Here is a 15,477-nt window from a genome sequence, read left to right as displayed (position 1 = left end):
CGACGGATCGGGAGCGGCCGAATAACAGGAAGCGACGGCGGTCTCGTGCATACGCGAGTAGCAGCGGGAGAAACTGCCAGGCGACGAGGACGAATCGTTTGTACGCACGGAGAGAGCCCAGCCTCGGTCACCTCGGTTCGTCGGCGTCAGTACTGGTGTCGGCATCGGTGTCAGCGTCGGCGTCAGTGCTGGTGTCGGTATCGGTGTCAGGCGCAGTCTCAAAATCAGAGCCAGTATCTGTTTTGGCGTTAGTATCAGCGTCAGTGTCAGTGTCGGTGTCGGTATCAGTTTCGCCGTCGGCACCGATCTCATCAACAATGTCGATCGTCGTCTCTTCGGTCGTTTCCTTTGGCAACGTGATCTCGAGTACTCCACGCTCGACGACGGCGTCCGTTTCGATCATGGTCGTCTGGATATCGTTTGGTAGGGGGAGTTCGATATCGACCAGCAGGGATCGGTTTTCCTCGAGATACTGGTAGCCATCAGGAGTGTCTTTCTCACGCTGGGCCGTGATCACGAGCTGGCCGTCCTCGACGACGCAGTTGAGTGAATCAGCAGTAATTCCCGGCACGTCCAGCACGAGCAGGTACGAGTCATTGCTCTCGAGAAGATCGAAGAAGACGTCCTCGGTAAGATCCCGCAGGGCGTCGCGGAGCGCTGGCATAGATACAGGTTCGAACGCCGATACGAAAAAGCCCGCGGTCGCGGTCATCGCGTCCGCAGCCAGCTTCTGCCCGCACCACCGCCTGCTGAAAAAACACACGACGACGATCCTCCCCCTACGCTTTTGACGCCCCGCGACCCGCTACAGGATATGAAAGGAGCCGACCGCGAGCGCACCGAAGCCGGGTTCAAGGTCCGAACCCCGGTCAAGGAAGCGCGCCAGCTACTCAGGGAGGCGATCGCCGATAGCCACGGAAGGGGGACCGAGGGCGAGGGCGAGGACGAGGACGCGGAGCCACCGACCGGCACGGACGCCGTGCCACTCAAGTCCGCCGACGGTCGCGTGCTCGCAGCGCCGGTTGCGGCCGGACGAAATGTGCCACACTACGAACGGGCGGCGATGGACGGCTACGCCGTTCGCGCTGCGGATACGTTCGGGGCGAGCGAGCGCTCGCCGGCGGTACTTCGGTCGAACGGCGGCCGTGGCGACGAAACAGTAACCGATGCACCCGTCACACCCGAAACCGCGACGCGGGTCCACACTGGCAGCGCACTCCCCGAGGGGGCCGACGCGGTCGTGATGATCGAGCACGTCGAGACAGTCGAGTCGACAGGGGAGCTCGAGATCACCGACGCCGTCGCGGAGGGGGAAAACGTCGCACCGGTCGGCGAGGACGTCGGCGCAGGACAGCACCTCTACGATGCCGGTCACCGACTCCGGCCGTCGGATCTTGGCCTGCTCCGATCGGTTGGGCGCACCGAGGTCGAGGTGGCGGCGTGGCCGACGGTGGGCATCATTCCGACCGGCGAGGAAGTCGTCGAACATGATCCGGGCCCCGGCGAGGTCATCGAGACCAACGGCCTCACCGTCTCGCGGCTTGTCGAGCGCTGGGGCGGACGCGCGACCTACCGTGACATCGTCACGGACGATAGCGAATCCCTGCGCGTTGCAATCCAGCGCGACCTGACGAAAGACGTTGTGGTGACGACCGGTGGCTCCTCGGTCGGCGAGCGAGACCTGCTGCCCGAGGTGATCGACGACCTCGGTGAGGTGCTCGTCCACGGCGTCGGCCTCAAGCCCGGCCATCCGGTCTGTCTCGGCATCGTCGAAGACACGCCCGTCCTCGCGCTACCAGGCTATCCGGTCGCCTGTATCATCAACGCCGTGCAGTTCCTCCGGCCGGTGCTTCACTGGCTCACCGGAACCGAACCGGAGCCGCATCCGACGACGCAGGCCCAACTCGATCGCAAGATTCCCAGCGAACCTGGCACACGAACGTTCGCCCGCGTACAGCTGACGCACAACGATGACAACGGTGACGCACCGGACGGACCCACGTTCACCGCAACACCAACCCGGGCCAGCGGCTCGGGAGTCCTCTCGAGTGTCGCGCTCGCAGACGGCTGGGTCGTCGTCGATGATGATCGGGAGGGGATTCCTGAGGGAGAGACAGTTCTGGTGGAAAACTGGGAGCCCGCCGGCGGCTGTGGCCGACGGTGAGCAACTGACGTTTTTACCGTCCGCCTGCGAAGGGCTCGTATGAACCGCAAGGAGTTTCGCGATCTCGCCTCCCCAACGGAGGCCCGCGAGGCGATCGACTCACTGTCGATCGAGGGCGGCGTCGAACGCGTGCCACTCGAGAACGCCTGCGGCCGCGTCCTGGTTGCACGGCTCGACGCCGAACTCGACGTACCGGGTTTCGATCGGGCCAGTCTGGACGGCTACGCACTCAACGCACGGGATACGTTCGGCGCGGACGAGGCCGATCCTGCCGAACTCGACGTGGTCGGCGTGGTCCACGCCGGCGAAGAGCCAGAAGTTGTACTCGAGTCCGGCCAGGCGGCCGAGATTTCGACGGGAGCGGTGATGCCGGATGGGGCGGATGCGATGGTGCCGGTGGAGCGGACGGACGTTGGTGGCGATGTCAACGGTGGAACTGATGAGAACGGCGAGAGCGGCGAGGACCACGAGAGCAACGGGACAGTACTGGTCCGCACATCCGTCGCTCCCGGCGACAACGTCATGTTCGCCGGCGCGGATGTCGCCGCCGGCGAGCGCGCACTCGGCCCTGGAACTCACATCACACCGCGGGACATTGGCCTCCTCTCTGCCCTCGGGGTCGACGAGGTGCCGGTCCGGCGCAAACCGCGCGTCGGCATCGTCTCGACGGGCGACGAACTGGTTCGACCCGGCGGGGAACTCGAGAGCGCCCGCGGCGAGATCTACGACGTGAACAGCTACACGATCGCGGCCGGCGTCGAGGACGCGGGCGGCGAGGCGGTCCTCTACCCGCACGCGGGCGACGAACAGGACGAGATGGAGCAGATTCTCCGCGAGGCTGCTGCGGAGTGTGACCTCGTGCTCTCTTCGGGGTCGACCAGCGCGAGCGCGGTCGACGTAATCTACCGCGTCATCGAAGAACAGGGTGAACTGCTGCTTCACGGTGTGAGTGTCAAGCCGGGGAAGCCGATGCTCGTCGGCCGACTGGATTCCTCCGCGTACGTCGGGCTACCGGGCTACCCCGTCTCGGCGATGATGGTCTTCCGGACGTTCGTCGCGCCGGCGATCCGGCGGGCTGCTGGGCTTTCCGAACCCGAATCGACGACCGTTACTGGTCGAATGGCCCGCGACGAGCGCTACGGCGAGGGCCGACTTCGACTCATGCCGGTGGGGCTCGTCACCGACAGTGACGATGGTGGTGCTGGTGACGGCGACACCCTCGTCTACCCCGTCGACAAGGGCAGCGGCGCGACGACCAGCCTCGCCGAAGCCGACGGCGTCGTCGAGGTCGGCCCGGAGACGGACTACCTCGAGCGTGGCGAACCCGTCGACGTACAGCTCTTCTCACCCGACGTTCGCCCGCCAACGCTGCTCGGTGTCGGCGAGGACGATCCTACACTCAACCGTGTGCTCGACCGCCTCGACAACCCTCGATATCTCTCGGTCGGCTCCCGGCCCGGCCTCCGGCGACTCCGGGAAGAAATTCCGGACGTGGCCGTTGTTGCCGGGCCGATCGGGCGCGAACACGGGCTTGAGGCGACCGAACTCGGTCGCTGGGAGCGTGACTGGGGACTCATCGTCCGCGCGGGCAATCCCGACGAGATCGACGGCCTCGACGATCTGGTTGACCGAGACCTGCAGTTCGTCAACCGGACCGCCGACTCTGGACTCCGTACGAGCCTCGAGCGAGCACTTGCCGACCTCGCGGAAGAGCGGGGTGCCGACCAGCACGATCTCACAACCGAAATCAATGGCTTCGACATCGGCCTGCGCGCCCACGAGAGCCCCGCCAGACGCGTCATCGCAGGCACTGCCGATGCCGCACTCGGCCTGCGCGACACTGCGGAGCGGCTCTCACTCGAGTACGTCCCAGTGGGAACCCAGACCATGCGCGTGCTCGTGAACCCGGATCGGGAAGACAAAGCGAGCGTGCGGGAACTCGAATCTGTACTTGCGGAGGGTGTTGTGGGCGACGTAGGACTGTAGCTGTGAGCATCGTGTCTCTGTAGCTGTGGGTGGGGAAGGTTGCAACCGACGTGGGGGAGCCCTCCCGAGCCAGTCGGTCACTGACCGGACCGAACACCAACGAACACAAGCCAGAACGAACTAGCCGCGTAGTGTATATCCTAACAGAAGACAGTCAGCACGCCGTGAACAGCTATTTTTAGGGGATGCCGATGTACGTAGCGTGATGTCGACGATAGCCGAGCTTCGGCTTCCGGCCACTGAAAACACCCTCGTGACCGCGTTCGAACACACCCCCGAGATCACCTTCGAACTCGAGTCGTCGGTCTCGAAAACCAGACCCTGCCTCTGGGTCGCAAACGTCGACCGCCAGCAGGCCATGGGCGCGTTCGACACCGACCCCGTCGTACTCGAGTATGACCTGCTCGTCGAGTCAGATTCGAGATTGCTGTTCGACGTGGAGTTCGTCGACGGTAGGGGCACTGACGAACTCTGTGAGACGCTACTGGTCGACGGCGGCTCACTGCTCGAGATGTGGGGGACCGACGGGTGGTGGCAAGCCAGAGTGCGATACCGTGACCGCGAAACGTTAACCGACTCCTACGACCGCTTGACGGAGTCGGGAACCAACGTCGACTTGCGGCGGATTACTGATATCGCCCAGTCCGATGGCGGTGAAACCCGCCTCACGCCCGAACAGCAGGAGGCGCTTGAGGCCGCACTCGAGTACGGCTACTTCGAGATCCCACGGAGTATTTCGATGGAGGAACTGGCGGCCGAGCTGGGGATATCCCACCAGGCGCTCTCCGAGCGCTTCCGGCGGGCGTACGAGACGCTGGTAAACGAGGAGTTACAGCACGTTGAGCAGTCCTGACTGTGGACTGGAGGTTGACACGCTGTCGTCCGCGGTACAGGTACGTGGCATCTGGCGAGAGAAAGGCGCTTAAAAGAGGTCGTCGAACGTCTCGACGCGATAATCACCGAGGACACACTGTCCGCGGCGGTCGTGGCCGACACGTTCGACGTGGATTGCATCGAGGCCAGCGTTCCAGGCCGCACCCACGTCGTTCGCGCCGTCGCCCGCAAGCACGCCACGGTGGCCGTTTCCTGACACGCCAAGATCGTCCATCACCTGCTGGACCGGCTGTGGGTCCGGTTTCCAGCCCGTCTGCTCCGTACAGCACAGCCGCGCGTCGAACCAGTCACGGATGCCGACGTTGTCGAGCACCGGCTCGCAGAGGAACTCCTGGCAGTGTGTGACCAGTCCAACCGGTGCATCGAGTTCGGCGACGAACGCCGCATCATCGTGCAAATAGGTTTGCTCGGCCCGCACCTGCGGATCCTCCTCGGCGTGAAACGCGTCCCAGAACTCCTGTGGATTAATGTCCCACTCGAGTAGCTGTCGGTCGCGCGAACCGGTCAGGCCGTTCCAGAGGATGTCGGCCTCCTGGTCTGTGAACTCACGGCCGAGGCGGTCGCCGACGCGGTCAAAGACGCCACGGGTGTAGGACCACTCGACGTCGACGAGTGTGCCGTCGAGGTCGAGCAGCCAGAAGTCGTACTCGTCGCGATCGTGCACGTTCTGGGTCGCCATCGGGACACAAACGTATGGTTTTCGCGAGTAAATGTGTACCGATTCGCTGAACGATGTGAATGGTGATAGCTTGGTGAGTGCTAGCTACTGTCGGTGCTCTGGTGGTGCCACATGCTCTGGCTGCGCGCAAGCAACTGGAACAACGAAACGAACCATCACTCAGACGGTCTGTCTGGGTTGTCCACAACGCGGATACTCGAGCCGAGGTACTTCGAGAGCACTTCGGAGACGGTATCGGCCTTGAACGCCGTCAGATCATCTGCGATTTCCTCCTTCAGGGCGTTCATGTACGCCTCGTCGGCTTGCAACTCACTGAACGAAACGTCCTCAACGGGAAGACCAAGCCAGTCTTCAGCGAGTCGGCGCGCGTGGGCCTCGTCTGCGACCTCGCCGCGCCAGAGCGTATCGCGGAAGAATCGCCAGCCGCCGGTTCCCGGCTCCGATGCCTCGCGGGTGACGGTAACGGTGGTCGTCTCCGTTCCGGGCTCGAGCGAGATACCGGGCTGTGCGGGCTGAAGCCGAACGTGAACCCTGAAGACGTACTGTCCGTACATCGTACGTCTGCTGACGCGTTCCAGCTACTCAATGATGGAGGTGGCAACCCACTGGTGGCGCTGTCAGTGGCGGTCGCGGCTGACGACTGAACACACGAACCGAGAGTAGTGGGCAGTGGGCAGTGAGCAGTGAGGTCACTCACAGGATACGGTCAAAAAACTGCGGACCGGTGTGCGGTGTGGTACGCAGTACGCGCTACTGTGGTACGCGTTACGCGTTACGTTCGGACTCGATCAGCTCTGCCATTTCTGTGTCTGCATCCGTAATGCCCCCTTCCTCATGAGAGGTGAGCCGGATCTCGACTTCCGAGTACCGGATCGTGATCTCGGGATGATGGAACTGCGATTCGGCGATCTCACCAACCATCTGTGCGAAGTTGACGCCGCGGAGATAGTCGTCGAACTCGTATACGCGAACGATCTCATCGCCGTCCCGGTCCCACTCGTCCGGAAGCTGTGCCTCGATTTCGTCGTCTGCCAAGAGATCAGCCATAGTCTCTCGAACGAAGCCCACTCAAATAACGATTGTGCCATGTCGGATTCGGAGATTCGTTCGGTGTCGCCGGTCTGCAGTCGGGCGTCCTGTGCGTCTGCGACTGCTGGTAGCAGCGTCTTTGTCCTTCTTGTCGGCACGAAGCCTCGACTGCGGTCGCGCCGACCTCGCGGATTCGGCCGCTGTCGGTCCGATGTAGCAAGTGGCTCAAAATCAGCCCACACTAGTCGTCGTCAGTCGCCTCGAACGCCGCCTCCCTGCGCTGTGCAGTCTGCGTTCGCTCCAGGAGTGACGGTCCATCCTCGTCGCCGAAATCGGGGTCGAACAGCTGTAGAGCAGTGTTGATCGTACTCCAGTCGTCCTCGGCTGCTGCCTCCCGCAAGCTCTGTGTCGGCGGCGCGAGCAACTGACTCACCAGCGCGTCGGCCATCGTCTCGACGACCTCGCGCTGGGCCGGCGTGAACGACTCGTCCTCGAGTTGGGACAGTGCTGTCTCGAGTTCCCGCTGTTTAATCCGGGCCGCGGATTCGTACATCGCGGCGATAACTTCGTCAGCGCGGGCGCGCTTGTACTGCTCGCAGAGCAGGTCGAACTCGTGGTTGATCATTGTCTCAACCTCGCGTGCGGCGTCGGCGCGCTGCTCGCGGGTCTCCTCGGTAATCGTCTCGAGGTCGTCTAAGTCGTAGACGGTGATGCTGTCGAGTGCGTCGATCGCCGGATCGACGTCGCGCGGTTGGCCGAGATCGACGACGACGCGTTCGTCTTCGGACATCGTCGCGTTTTCCCCATCCATCGCGTCCTCGCCGTCCGTCCCGACGAAGTGCGCTCGACCGATTACCGGCTCGTCGCTGCCAGTCGCAGCCACAATTACATCCGCTCTCGGTGCAAGCATGTCGAGGGACTCAAGTGGAACGGCGCGTGCGTTGTCGTGGTCGAGTTCCGAAATGAGGTGGTCGGCGCGCGAGACGGTTCGGTTCGAGACAACGAGTTCGTCGACATCGGCGTCTGCGAGGCTGCGTGCGGCCAGTTGCCCCATCTCGCCTGCGCCGACGACGAGCGCGTTCGCGCCCTCGAGCGATACTGTCTGGCCGGCAAGGCGGATCGCGGCCGAGCCGAGCGAGACGACGCCCTCGTTGATCTCGGTCTCGGTTCGAGCCCGCTCGCCGACGTGAATCGCCTTCGTGACGGCCGGCTCGAGCATGGTGCCGATACCGCCAGCAGCGCGAGCGTCCTCGTATGCTGTGCGGACCTGGCCGATGATTTGGTCTTCGCCGAGGACAACGGACTCGAGTCCGGTTGCAACGCGAAGCAGGTGGGTGAGGCTGTCGTCGTGGTCGGTGATGACGAGTGGGTCGTGGGCAGTGGCCGTGTTCGTGTCCGCTGCTGTTCCGTTCCGTTCATCGCTTGTCTGACGCTGGTCATCGTCATCGTCATCGACACCAGCGAAGAATTCAGAAAGCGCTGTGCGGCCGATGACCGGGTCGGCGGAAACGACGTATGCCTCGACGCGGTTGCACGTCGAGAGCACGTAGGCTTCATCGATTCCGGGTGCCGAACAGAGGTCCGCGACGGCAGCCTGCTGGCTGTCCGGACTCGCGGCTGCGAGATCGTCAACGGTCCCGCTCTCGTGAGTCACACGGCCCGCGGTGACGACGCCCGCCGGAATCACCGCTGCTCACCTCTCGATAGATAGTCCTCGCCCAGCACGTCCTCAATCACTTGTCGAACATTTGGATCTCCAGCACGTAAAGCTGTCCAAACCGCCGGAGAATTGACGACATCGGTGACGTGCTCGCGTCGCCGCGCCGGTGGCACCTCCTGTGCCTTGAGTTCCGCGCGCAGCTCGCCACAGAGCGTTGCCATTTCCCCCGCGCCCCCGAGAGCCTCCTCGAGTTCCTGTCGCAGGTACTTGCTCAGCGCGGGTGCGGTGCCGCCGGTTGCGATGGAGACGACAACTGGATCCTCACGGACCGTGGCGGGGACAACGACGCTGCCCGGCTCACGGTCACCGGCCCGATCGGCTCGGTTGACGAGGGCCCCCCGCTCGCGTGCCGCGGTGACGATTGCGTCGTTGACTGCTTCGTCGTCGGTCGCGGCAACGACCAGCGCTGGCGTCGTGCGCTCGAGCCAGTTTGGAATTTCGTCGGGCTCTGGTGCGGCTCGACAGCGTGCTGCGCCGCTGAAATCACGCTCGCTGAAGTCGGGACTAACCACGATCACCTCGGCCTCTCGAGCGAATCGGCGGGCCTTCCGCGCGCCGACGGGACCGCCGCCGAAGATGAGGACCGTCGCGTCGGCAAAGTCGTGGAGGAGTGGAATCATCGATGGATTTTATGGAATAGTTGTCCCGTCAGTCACTCAGTCCGCGTGTTTGCGGCTGCTCGCTCGTCGAGCCTGATCCCGGTCTTCTTCAGAATCTGCGTCGAGAACAGCGAGTCCCAGTCCTCATCCGTGACCTCCCAGTGGCGGGCCATGGTCTCACGGACCTGTTCGATTCGGCGGTCGCTCTCTGCCTCGCTGCGGCCGTGCGTCATCGCGAAGAAGTTGTACGGCCAGACGCCCTCGTGGCGCGGGCGCTCGTAGCAGTGCGTGACGAACGGCAGCGAGGCGACTTCGGGGCCGACCTCGCCCACGAGGTTGTCCGGCACGTTCCAGACCGTCATCCCGTTCTCCGTGTAGCCGAGTGCATAGTGGTTCGGCACGACGCCGATGCGGCGGATCTTCCCCTCCTGCTCGAATCGCTTGACCGTTTCGAGGATCCACTCGAGTTCCTGCCCGATCGCGTCGGCCACCTCGGCGTAGGGCGTCTCGGTGAGTGGCAGTCCATCCTGGATCTCCAGGACGAGGTCGCGCTCGGCGGGCGACAGCGTGGATTCATCGCGTAGCTGGACGTCAGGCCCCAGTTCCGTGAGATCGATGCCGGCGTCCGTCTCGTTCTCACTGGACCCATCGAGCGGGCCGTCCACGTAGAACTTCGCCTCGACGCGGAACTCCTGTTGCTTGGGCAAATTGTACGTCTCCTGGCCGGTTTCGTCCTCGATAGCAGCGAGCACCTCGGAGACGCGCTGCTCGTCTGCCACGCTCACGACGAACCAGACGTTCAGATGCGGGTGCTCGCGCTCGTAGTTGTGCGCGACCTCACGGTGGGCGTTGACCTGCTCGACGACCTCGTCGAACCGGTCTTCGGGGGCGTGCATCGCGACGAGCGTCGCCGCGCCGCCGATTTCCTGGGCGTTGACCAGCGGCCCAAACCGGGAGAGGACACCGCGCTCGTCCAGGTCGCGGATTGTCTCGAGTAGCTCCGTCTCATCGATATCGACCCCGCGATCGCGCATGGCGGTTGCAGCGGGTTCGAAGGGGCGTTCCACGACGGGGAAGCCGCCCTGATAGGCGTTGACGACGGCCCGCTCGCGATCCGTGAGGTCGACGTCGGTGTTCATACTGGAGAGTCACGACTGGCGGAGCATAAGCGACTCGGGGTTGGGTTGATCGACAGCGCTCGATTGCACAGGTGCGACCTGTGTTTGTCGGCGACGAGATCGACGCTATATCTCCGATCCTGTTCGCATCGCCTCACCACCACGATCACTGAGTGTCCCGAGCGCCGCGCCAGCGCAGCCGATCAGCGCAGACTGGATCCCGAACCCGAACGGGCGGCCCACAGCCAGCAACGTCGACGGGAAATCGACCGTGTACAACTGACCGACCGTCGCGAGGATGGACGAGCCGCCGACGAAGAGCGTGGCACCAAAGGCGACAATAACGGGCACCAGCGCACCAACGAGCGCCCCGAGGCCGACAGCCACTCCAAAGCGTCCGAACTGTGTGCTGGACTCGAGTGGGACACCGAATCGGTAACCAAGAGCGAAGAGACCGCCAATGCCGAGGAGAAAGACGCTCACGTCAACGACCCCGTGATAGAGCATGATGGTTTCGGCCGTCGACCCTAGACTGGGAAACCACTGCCAGTGTCCGTTGCCGAGTTGCATGGCTGCATACCCTGGTGACAACTCGAGAAGCGAGGAAACGAAACCAACGAGTGCGGCCCCAGCCGCTGCGATGAGTGTGCGCGTCCGGTGGGACATAGATCACCTATTGAATAGTAGGGATAAAAACATATGGGTGAAGCCGGTAGCCAGTGAACCGGTTCGGAGACTGTTCGGTGACGAACGCGAAAACGAGCGACTTAGTCGCCCTTGACGCCGGTCACGTCGAAGCCAAGCTCCTCAATATCCGCAAGGATAGCCTCGTGGTCGGCGCTTCCCTCGTAGTAGATGACGATGTCGAAACTGCCGTTTCGAAGCAGTTGCTGGCACTCCCAGACAAACTCCTCGTCCTCGAGCGTGAGCCCCTGGTGCTGATTCGAGGAGAAGTCCGTGTCGTCGTTGCCCGAATAGACGTAGCAATCCTGCGGGTCGTACCCCGAGTGCCCCGCAATAATGTCGCCGGCGTCGATCGTCGCCTGCATCATCTGGACATCCTCGCTCCCGTCGTACTCGGTGTGGATAATCGCGCCGTTGAGTTGGATTTCGCCCGGCTCGAGGAGCGCTCTGGTCCGCTGGTACAGATCGTCGTCGATCGCGTTACTCATTGGGCGAGTCGAGAACGTGCGGACAGATAGCCGTCACGATTCGACGGGGCGAACTCAACCGAAACGAGTCGTCCGTTCACTGACTGAATGTGTTATACTACCGCATACATTCACTGTCGGAGAATACCACACAAGACACATAGTCCCCGATGCCGTCTCATTGACTGATGAAGCGGTGGTTTCGTCGACGCGTCGATGCAGCGTACGAGCGGTTGCTTTCCCGTGAAATCGCCGGAGCACCCACCCACGTCGCCGTGATTCAGGACGGCAACCGCCGGTACGCCCGCCAGCACGGCGGCGACCCCCACGAAGGCCACCGCGCCGGTGCCGAAACGACCGAACGGGTACTCGAGTGGTGCCAGGATATCGGCGTCGAGGAGTTGACGCTGTACACCTTTTCCACGGAGAACTTCAATCGCCCTGAAGACCAGCGCGAGGCGCTGTACGAACTGCTCTGTGAGAAGTTGACCGAGTTCGCCGACGCCGACCGGGTGCACGACAACGAGGTCTGTATCCAGGCGATCGGCGAAATCGACCTGCTCCCTGAACACGTCCGGGACGCCGTCGCATATGCCGAGCGCCGCACACAGGAGTACGATCAGTTCGTACTCAACATCGCACTCGCCTATGGTGGTCGGTCGCGGCTGCTCGAAGCCGCTCGCGGCGTCGCAAGAGATGTCGACGCGGACGAAATCGACCCCGACAAGATCGATGTCGAGACGATCGAACAACGGCTATACGACCAGCCGGTTCGAGATGTCGATCTGATTATTCGTCCCGGCGGCGAGGAACGGACATCGAATTTCTTGCCCTGGCACGCGAACGGTAACGAGGCGGCCGTGTTCTTCTGTACGCCCTACTGGCCCGAGTTCTCGAAAGCCGACTTCCTGCGCGGGATTCGAACCTACGAACACCGCAAGGAGTCCTGGCGACGCACGCGCGCTCGGCGCGCGATTGCCCTGCTCGGGGCGGTCAGCGAGCCCGAACTGACCGACGCACAGGCGATCGTCAATCGCTTCCGTGATTCACTCCCGGTTGGCGAACGACCTGCGGACATCGACCGGGAGACGGCCGCCGTTACTGACTCCGGTGAAAACACGACAAGCGACGACGGACTGGACTCGAGTAGCCGGGTGGCCGACTGAGTCGACAGCTGTTTCCTCCCAGTCGTCGGATGGCCGACACGCCCTATATGCGGCCAGTTACCGCCACAGACGTGTTAGCTATATTACCAGAAGTATTTTATTAATTAGTATGACAATAGTAGCTGAATGTCGTCTCACACTGCTCCCGTCGACGTCGAACGGTTCGTACGGCTGACGGACGTCTCACTCGACGATGCGTACGCGCTTCTCGCGAACGGCCGGCTGCGCGTCACACTCCACGCCCTTTCCGCGTGTGAAGGACCCGTTTCGGTGGACTGGCTCACCGAAATCACTAGTCAGTGGGATGACGACCCCCGCGAGACGGTCAAAACAGAACTCATCCACAACGTTCTTCCGAAACTCGACGATCATCGGATACTCGAGTACGATGTGCGATCGGGGATCGTCCGGATGGACGATCCGGTGGTCGCGTTCGAACACCCACAGACGGAATCACTGCTGGTGTCCGTTACAGACGGAAGCGAGTCGACTGCGTAGGTCAGGGTGGAATTGTGAGAGTGGGAACGAGAACAGAAACGAGAACAGAAACGGAAACGAAAGCAAAAGCAAAGCGTGAACGAAAATGGGACGATAGCAAGCGAAGAGCGAGTGAAGAAGTGAGAGCGAACGAGGAGTGAAAGCAGAGACGATAAGATGTTAGTGTGAACGGACGCGACGAGCACGCGTTACCGACACAAACGGCGTCACCGACCGAATCGGCGTGAGCGATTGCAGTACTCTCTGACAGCACGGAGGAAGTCTCGTTTGCGGAAATCGCGCCAGTTGACATCGGTAAAGTACAGTTCCGAGTAGACGGACTGCCAGATCATAAAGTCCGAGAGGCGCTCCGCGCCGGTTTTGATCACCAGGTCGGGCTCCGAGGAGAAGACCAGATGATCCTCGACGTGGTCGTCGTCGATGGCATCCGGCTCAAGTGTTCCCTCATCGACGCTTTCTGCAAGTGTTCGGACCGCGCTCGTAAACTCGTGTTTTCCGCCGAGGCCGATTCCGATCTGGATCGGCGCGTCCGCGGGATCCCGATCGTCCGGCCCGCGGACGGCAACATCACGGGGTGCGTTGATCGATTCGAGTTCGCGTCGGAGTGCGGGCACCGCGGCGAGGTCGAGGACGCTGACGTAGACGGTGACGCGCTCGGCGTATTCGAACGCCCAGTCGAAGAACTCGATGAGTGTCTCGTAGGCACCGCGTTCAAGCAGGTCCCGTTCGGTGATGACGAGTGCAATGTGCTCAGGGAGGGCGGCGTCGTCCCGGCTGATTCGGCGAGCCAGGTAGCGTTCGTACAGTCCCACAGAATCGGCTTCCGCGTCCGATAGTATACAGGTTACGGGTCGTTCTCAGCGTCTGCACAGAAGCACTATAGGGATCGGCGTGAACAGGACCTGTCACCCGTGAAACGAGGTGGCGGCGTGTTCGGGAACCTTCAAGTAACCGCCACAGAAAGACACCGATATCGTGACATCACCCGTTCGGCGAGCCAGCGTCTTCGCGGCGCTGAGTACGCTGGTGCTCGCCGTGCCGCTCGCTGGGATCGAGGTCGCGACCGCCATCGCAGCGGTGGTCTTGCTCGGCGCGTTCCTCGTCACGGACGGCCCGCTCTTCGAGCTGGTCGCGTACCCCGGAGACTACGAGGACCGCCGTCTATACGGCCTCATCACGTTCGTTCTTGCAGCTGTCGCCCTCGGACTCGTGGCGTTCAATACTTCGATGTCGACTGCCATCTTCGTCGGTACCGTCCTCCTGGTCGGCTACGGCAACCTCGCAGAACGCCTCGTCCGTGCACGCTCTGACAACGACGTGCTCGCAGTCGCCGGGTTCTGCCTCGTCGCAACCGTGGCCGCAGTCCTCGGCCAGGTCGTGACGCTGCTTGCGCTGTCGGGCGAACCGGGAAGCGTTGCGGCCGCTACGACCACCACGACCACTGCAACCATCGAAGCCGTCCTACCGAGCGTACTCTTTCTCGCAGCCAGCGGTGCCCTCCTCGCTGCGCTCTTGCGCGATGTCTTCCTGATCTACGACGATCCGGTCGTCATGCTCTCTGCCGGCTTCCTACTCTGGCTGCTCGCCGAACTCGATCCCGGCCTCGGAACCGTCGACATCGTACTCGCACTCACGATCACTGCCTTGCTGGGATACGTTTCGTACGCACTCGAGACAGCCTCCATCGCGGGGATGATCACCGGCGTCCTCCTCGGGCTGCTCACCATCGTCCTCGGCGGCTACGCCTGGTTCGCCGTCCTCATCGCCTTCTTCGGCATCGGCGGCCTCTCGACGAAGTTCCGCTACGGCCGTAAGGAGGAACTCGGCGTCGCCGAGGACAACAACGGTGCTCGCGGCAGCGGCAACGTCCTCGGCAACGCCGCCGTCGCCATCGCGGCCGTCCTTGGCTACGCCGCGAGTTTGGCCGGGCTGTTGCCGGTCACCGCCGACCTCTTTCTGTTCGCCTTCGCTGGCTCCGTCGCGACCGCGATGAGCGACACCCTCTCGAGTGAGGTCGGAAGCGTCTTCGAAACGCCGCGGTTGATCACCACGCTGGAGCCGGTCGAGCCGGGAACAGACGGCGGCATCACCTGGCAGGGTGAGGTGGCTGGCCTCACCGGTGCGGCCATCGTCGGCGGGCTGAGCTACCTGCTCTTTCCGGCTGTCGGGGCCGTCGGCGCAGCGATTATCGTCGCGGCCGGCTTCGTCGGGATGACCGTCGACAGTCTCCTCGGCGCGACACTCGAGGGGACGCTGCTCGGCAATCAAGGTGTTAACTTCCTCGCGACGCTCTCCGGTGCAATCGTCTGTGCGGTGTTGTTGATGCTATTCTCGACTGCTGTGCTCGGCTGATCGTCGCTGAGGCCGTGTTCGACTACGTACAACCGGCAGGTGACAGTGCGGAGTGTCGGATTGTAGAGCGCAGGGTGCGGGATGCGGGATTGTAGTGTGCGGAGTGCCGGATTGTAGAGTT

General features: G+C 62.9%; 16 protein-coding genes. 6 read left to right on the top strand and 10 right to left on the bottom strand.

Features of this window, described 5'->3' with window-relative positions:
- Positions 1-127: 127 nt before the first annotated feature.
- Positions 128-664 carry an Hsp20/alpha crystallin family protein gene (locus C482_RS07310; protein ID WP_006166890.1) on the bottom strand — a complete coding sequence of 179 codons (537 nt, stop codon included), beginning with the start codon at positions 662-664 and terminating at the stop codon, positions 128-130.
- 150 nt (positions 665-814) lie between these two features.
- Here C482_RS07310 and C482_RS07305 point away from each other — a divergent pair, with 150 nt between their 5' ends.
- The 3 genes from C482_RS07305 to C482_RS07295 all read left to right on the top strand — a co-directional run bounded on the left by C482_RS07305 (position 815) and on the right by C482_RS07295 (position 5,003).
- Positions 815-2,164, top strand: a complete 1,350-nt coding sequence (locus C482_RS07305) for a molybdopterin molybdotransferase MoeA (protein ID WP_006166889.1) — start codon at positions 815-817, stop codon at positions 2,162-2,164.
- Positions 2,165-2,203: 39 nt separating this feature from the next.
- On the top strand, positions 2,204-4,150 hold the full coding sequence (locus tag C482_RS07300; protein WP_006166888.1) for a molybdopterin biosynthesis protein: 1,947 nt from the start codon (positions 2,204-2,206) through the stop codon (positions 4,148-4,150).
- Positions 4,151-4,355: 205 nt separating this feature from the next.
- Positions 4,356-5,003 (top strand): helix-turn-helix domain-containing protein, encoded by a 648-nt coding sequence (locus C482_RS07295; RefSeq protein ID WP_006166887.1) that lies wholly within the window; start codon positions 4,356-4,358, stop codon positions 5,001-5,003.
- Between the two features lie 69 nt (positions 5,004-5,072).
- On the opposite strand, the gene C482_RS07290 is transcribed toward C482_RS07295, so the two are convergent.
- The 8 genes from C482_RS07290 to C482_RS07255 form a co-directional block, all read right to left on the bottom strand.
- Entirely contained in the window at positions 5,073-5,723 is a 651-nt protein-coding gene (locus C482_RS07290) for an HAD family hydrolase (protein WP_006166886.1), read from the bottom strand.
- A 155-nt stretch (positions 5,724-5,878) separates the two neighbouring features.
- Complete coding sequence (gene lwrS / locus C482_RS07285; protein ID WP_006166885.1) at positions 5,879-6,277, bottom strand: LWR-salt protein; 399 nt, start codon at positions 6,275-6,277, stop codon at positions 5,879-5,881.
- 211 nt (positions 6,278-6,488) lie between these two features.
- Complete coding sequence (locus tag C482_RS07280; protein WP_006166884.1) at positions 6,489-6,770, bottom strand: 4a-hydroxytetrahydrobiopterin dehydratase; 282 nt, start codon at positions 6,768-6,770, stop codon at positions 6,489-6,491.
- A gap of 223 nt (positions 6,771-6,993) precedes the next feature.
- Positions 6,994-8,439 (bottom strand): glutamyl-tRNA reductase, encoded by a 1,446-nt coding sequence (gene hemA / locus C482_RS07275; protein WP_006166883.1) that lies wholly within the window; start codon positions 8,437-8,439, stop codon positions 6,994-6,996.
- Positions 8,436-9,092, bottom strand: a complete 657-nt coding sequence (locus C482_RS07270) for a precorrin-2 dehydrogenase/sirohydrochlorin ferrochelatase family protein (protein WP_006166882.1) — start codon at positions 9,090-9,092, stop codon at positions 8,436-8,438. Before C482_RS07270 ends, hemA begins: the two co-directional genes overlap by 4 nt.
- A gap of 32 nt (positions 9,093-9,124) precedes the next feature.
- Positions 9,125-10,210 (bottom strand): siroheme decarboxylase subunit beta, encoded by a 1,086-nt coding sequence (gene ahbB, locus C482_RS07265; RefSeq protein ID WP_006166881.1) that lies wholly within the window; start codon positions 10,208-10,210, stop codon positions 9,125-9,127.
- Positions 10,211-10,315: 105 nt separating this feature from the next.
- Positions 10,316-10,855, bottom strand: coding sequence for a hypothetical protein (locus C482_RS07260; RefSeq protein ID WP_006166880.1), 540 nt, complete (start codon positions 10,853-10,855; stop codon positions 10,316-10,318).
- Positions 10,856-10,956: 101 nt separating this feature from the next.
- Positions 10,957-11,361 (bottom strand): DUF5778 family protein, encoded by a 405-nt coding sequence (locus tag C482_RS07255; RefSeq protein ID WP_006166879.1) that lies wholly within the window; start codon positions 11,359-11,361, stop codon positions 10,957-10,959.
- A gap of 167 nt (positions 11,362-11,528) precedes the next feature.
- On the opposite strand from C482_RS07255, the gene uppS reads away from it, so the two are divergent.
- Complete coding sequence (gene uppS, locus C482_RS07250) at positions 11,529-12,506, top strand: polyprenyl diphosphate synthase (protein ID WP_006166878.1); 978 nt, start codon at positions 11,529-11,531, stop codon at positions 12,504-12,506.
- Between the two features lie 126 nt (positions 12,507-12,632).
- Positions 12,633-13,004 carry a DUF7344 domain-containing protein gene (locus tag C482_RS07245; RefSeq protein ID WP_006166877.1) on the top strand — a complete coding sequence of 124 codons (372 nt, stop codon included), beginning with the start codon at positions 12,633-12,635 and terminating at the stop codon, positions 13,002-13,004.
- A 206-nt stretch (positions 13,005-13,210) separates the two neighbouring features.
- Here C482_RS07245 and C482_RS07240 read toward each other — a convergent pair whose 3' ends face one another.
- On the bottom strand, positions 13,211-13,816 hold the full coding sequence (locus C482_RS07240) for an undecaprenyl diphosphate synthase family protein (protein WP_006166876.1): 606 nt from the start codon (positions 13,814-13,816) through the stop codon (positions 13,211-13,213).
- 163 nt (positions 13,817-13,979) lie between these two features.
- Between C482_RS07240 and C482_RS07235 the strand changes: the two genes are divergently transcribed.
- Complete coding sequence (locus tag C482_RS07235) at positions 13,980-15,356, top strand: DUF92 domain-containing protein (RefSeq protein ID WP_006166875.1); 1,377 nt, start codon at positions 13,980-13,982, stop codon at positions 15,354-15,356.
- The last annotated feature ends 121 nt before the right edge of the window (positions 15,357-15,477 follow it).

It is taken from the genome of Natrialba chahannaoensis JCM 10990, assembly GCF_000337135.1.
Lineage (GTDB): Archaea > Halobacteriota > Halobacteria > Halobacteriales > Natrialbaceae > Natrialba > Natrialba chahannaoensis.
Note: the sequence above shows the minus strand (reverse complement) of the source record. Positions and strands in the feature narration are given on the sequence as shown.

Bases quoted from the DNA above. Each gene is read 5' to 3' on its own strand.
- C482_RS07260 (WP_006166880.1), bottom strand. From the start codon at position 10,855: ATGTCCCACCGGACGCGCACACTCATCGCAGCGGCTGGGGCCGCACTC.
- C482_RS07270 (WP_006166882.1), bottom strand. From the start codon at position 9,092: ATGATTCCACTCCTCCACGACTTTGCCGACGCGACGGTCCTCATCTTC.
- C482_RS07280 (WP_006166884.1), bottom strand. From the start codon at position 6,770: ATGGCTGATCTCTTGGCAGACGACGAAATCGAGGCACAGCTTCCGGAC.
- lwrS (WP_006166885.1), bottom strand. From the start codon at position 6,277: ATGTACGGACAGTACGTCTTCAGGGTTCACGTTCGGCTTCAGCCCGCA.
- C482_RS07305 (WP_006166889.1), top strand. From the start codon at position 815: ATGAAAGGAGCCGACCGCGAGCGCACCGAAGCCGGGTTCAAGGTCCGA.
- C482_RS07295 (WP_006166887.1), top strand. From the start codon at position 4,356: ATGTCGACGATAGCCGAGCTTCGGCTTCCGGCCACTGAAAACACCCTC.
- C482_RS07245 (WP_006166877.1), top strand. From the start codon at position 12,633: ATGTCGTCTCACACTGCTCCCGTCGACGTCGAACGGTTCGTACGGCTG.
- C482_RS07255 (WP_006166879.1), bottom strand. From the start codon at position 11,361: ATGAGTAACGCGATCGACGACGATCTGTACCAGCGGACCAGAGCGCTC.
- C482_RS07290 (WP_006166886.1), bottom strand. From the start codon at position 5,723: ATGGCGACCCAGAACGTGCACGATCGCGACGAGTACGACTTCTGGCTG.
- C482_RS07300 (WP_006166888.1), top strand. From the start codon at position 2,204: ATGAACCGCAAGGAGTTTCGCGATCTCGCCTCCCCAACGGAGGCCCGC.
- uppS (WP_006166878.1), top strand. From the start codon at position 11,529: ATGAAGCGGTGGTTTCGTCGACGCGTCGATGCAGCGTACGAGCGGTTG.
- C482_RS07310 (WP_006166890.1), bottom strand. From the start codon at position 664: ATGCCAGCGCTCCGCGACGCCCTGCGGGATCTTACCGAGGACGTCTTC.
- ahbB (WP_006166881.1), bottom strand. From the start codon at position 10,210: ATGAACACCGACGTCGACCTCACGGATCGCGAGCGGGCCGTCGTCAAC.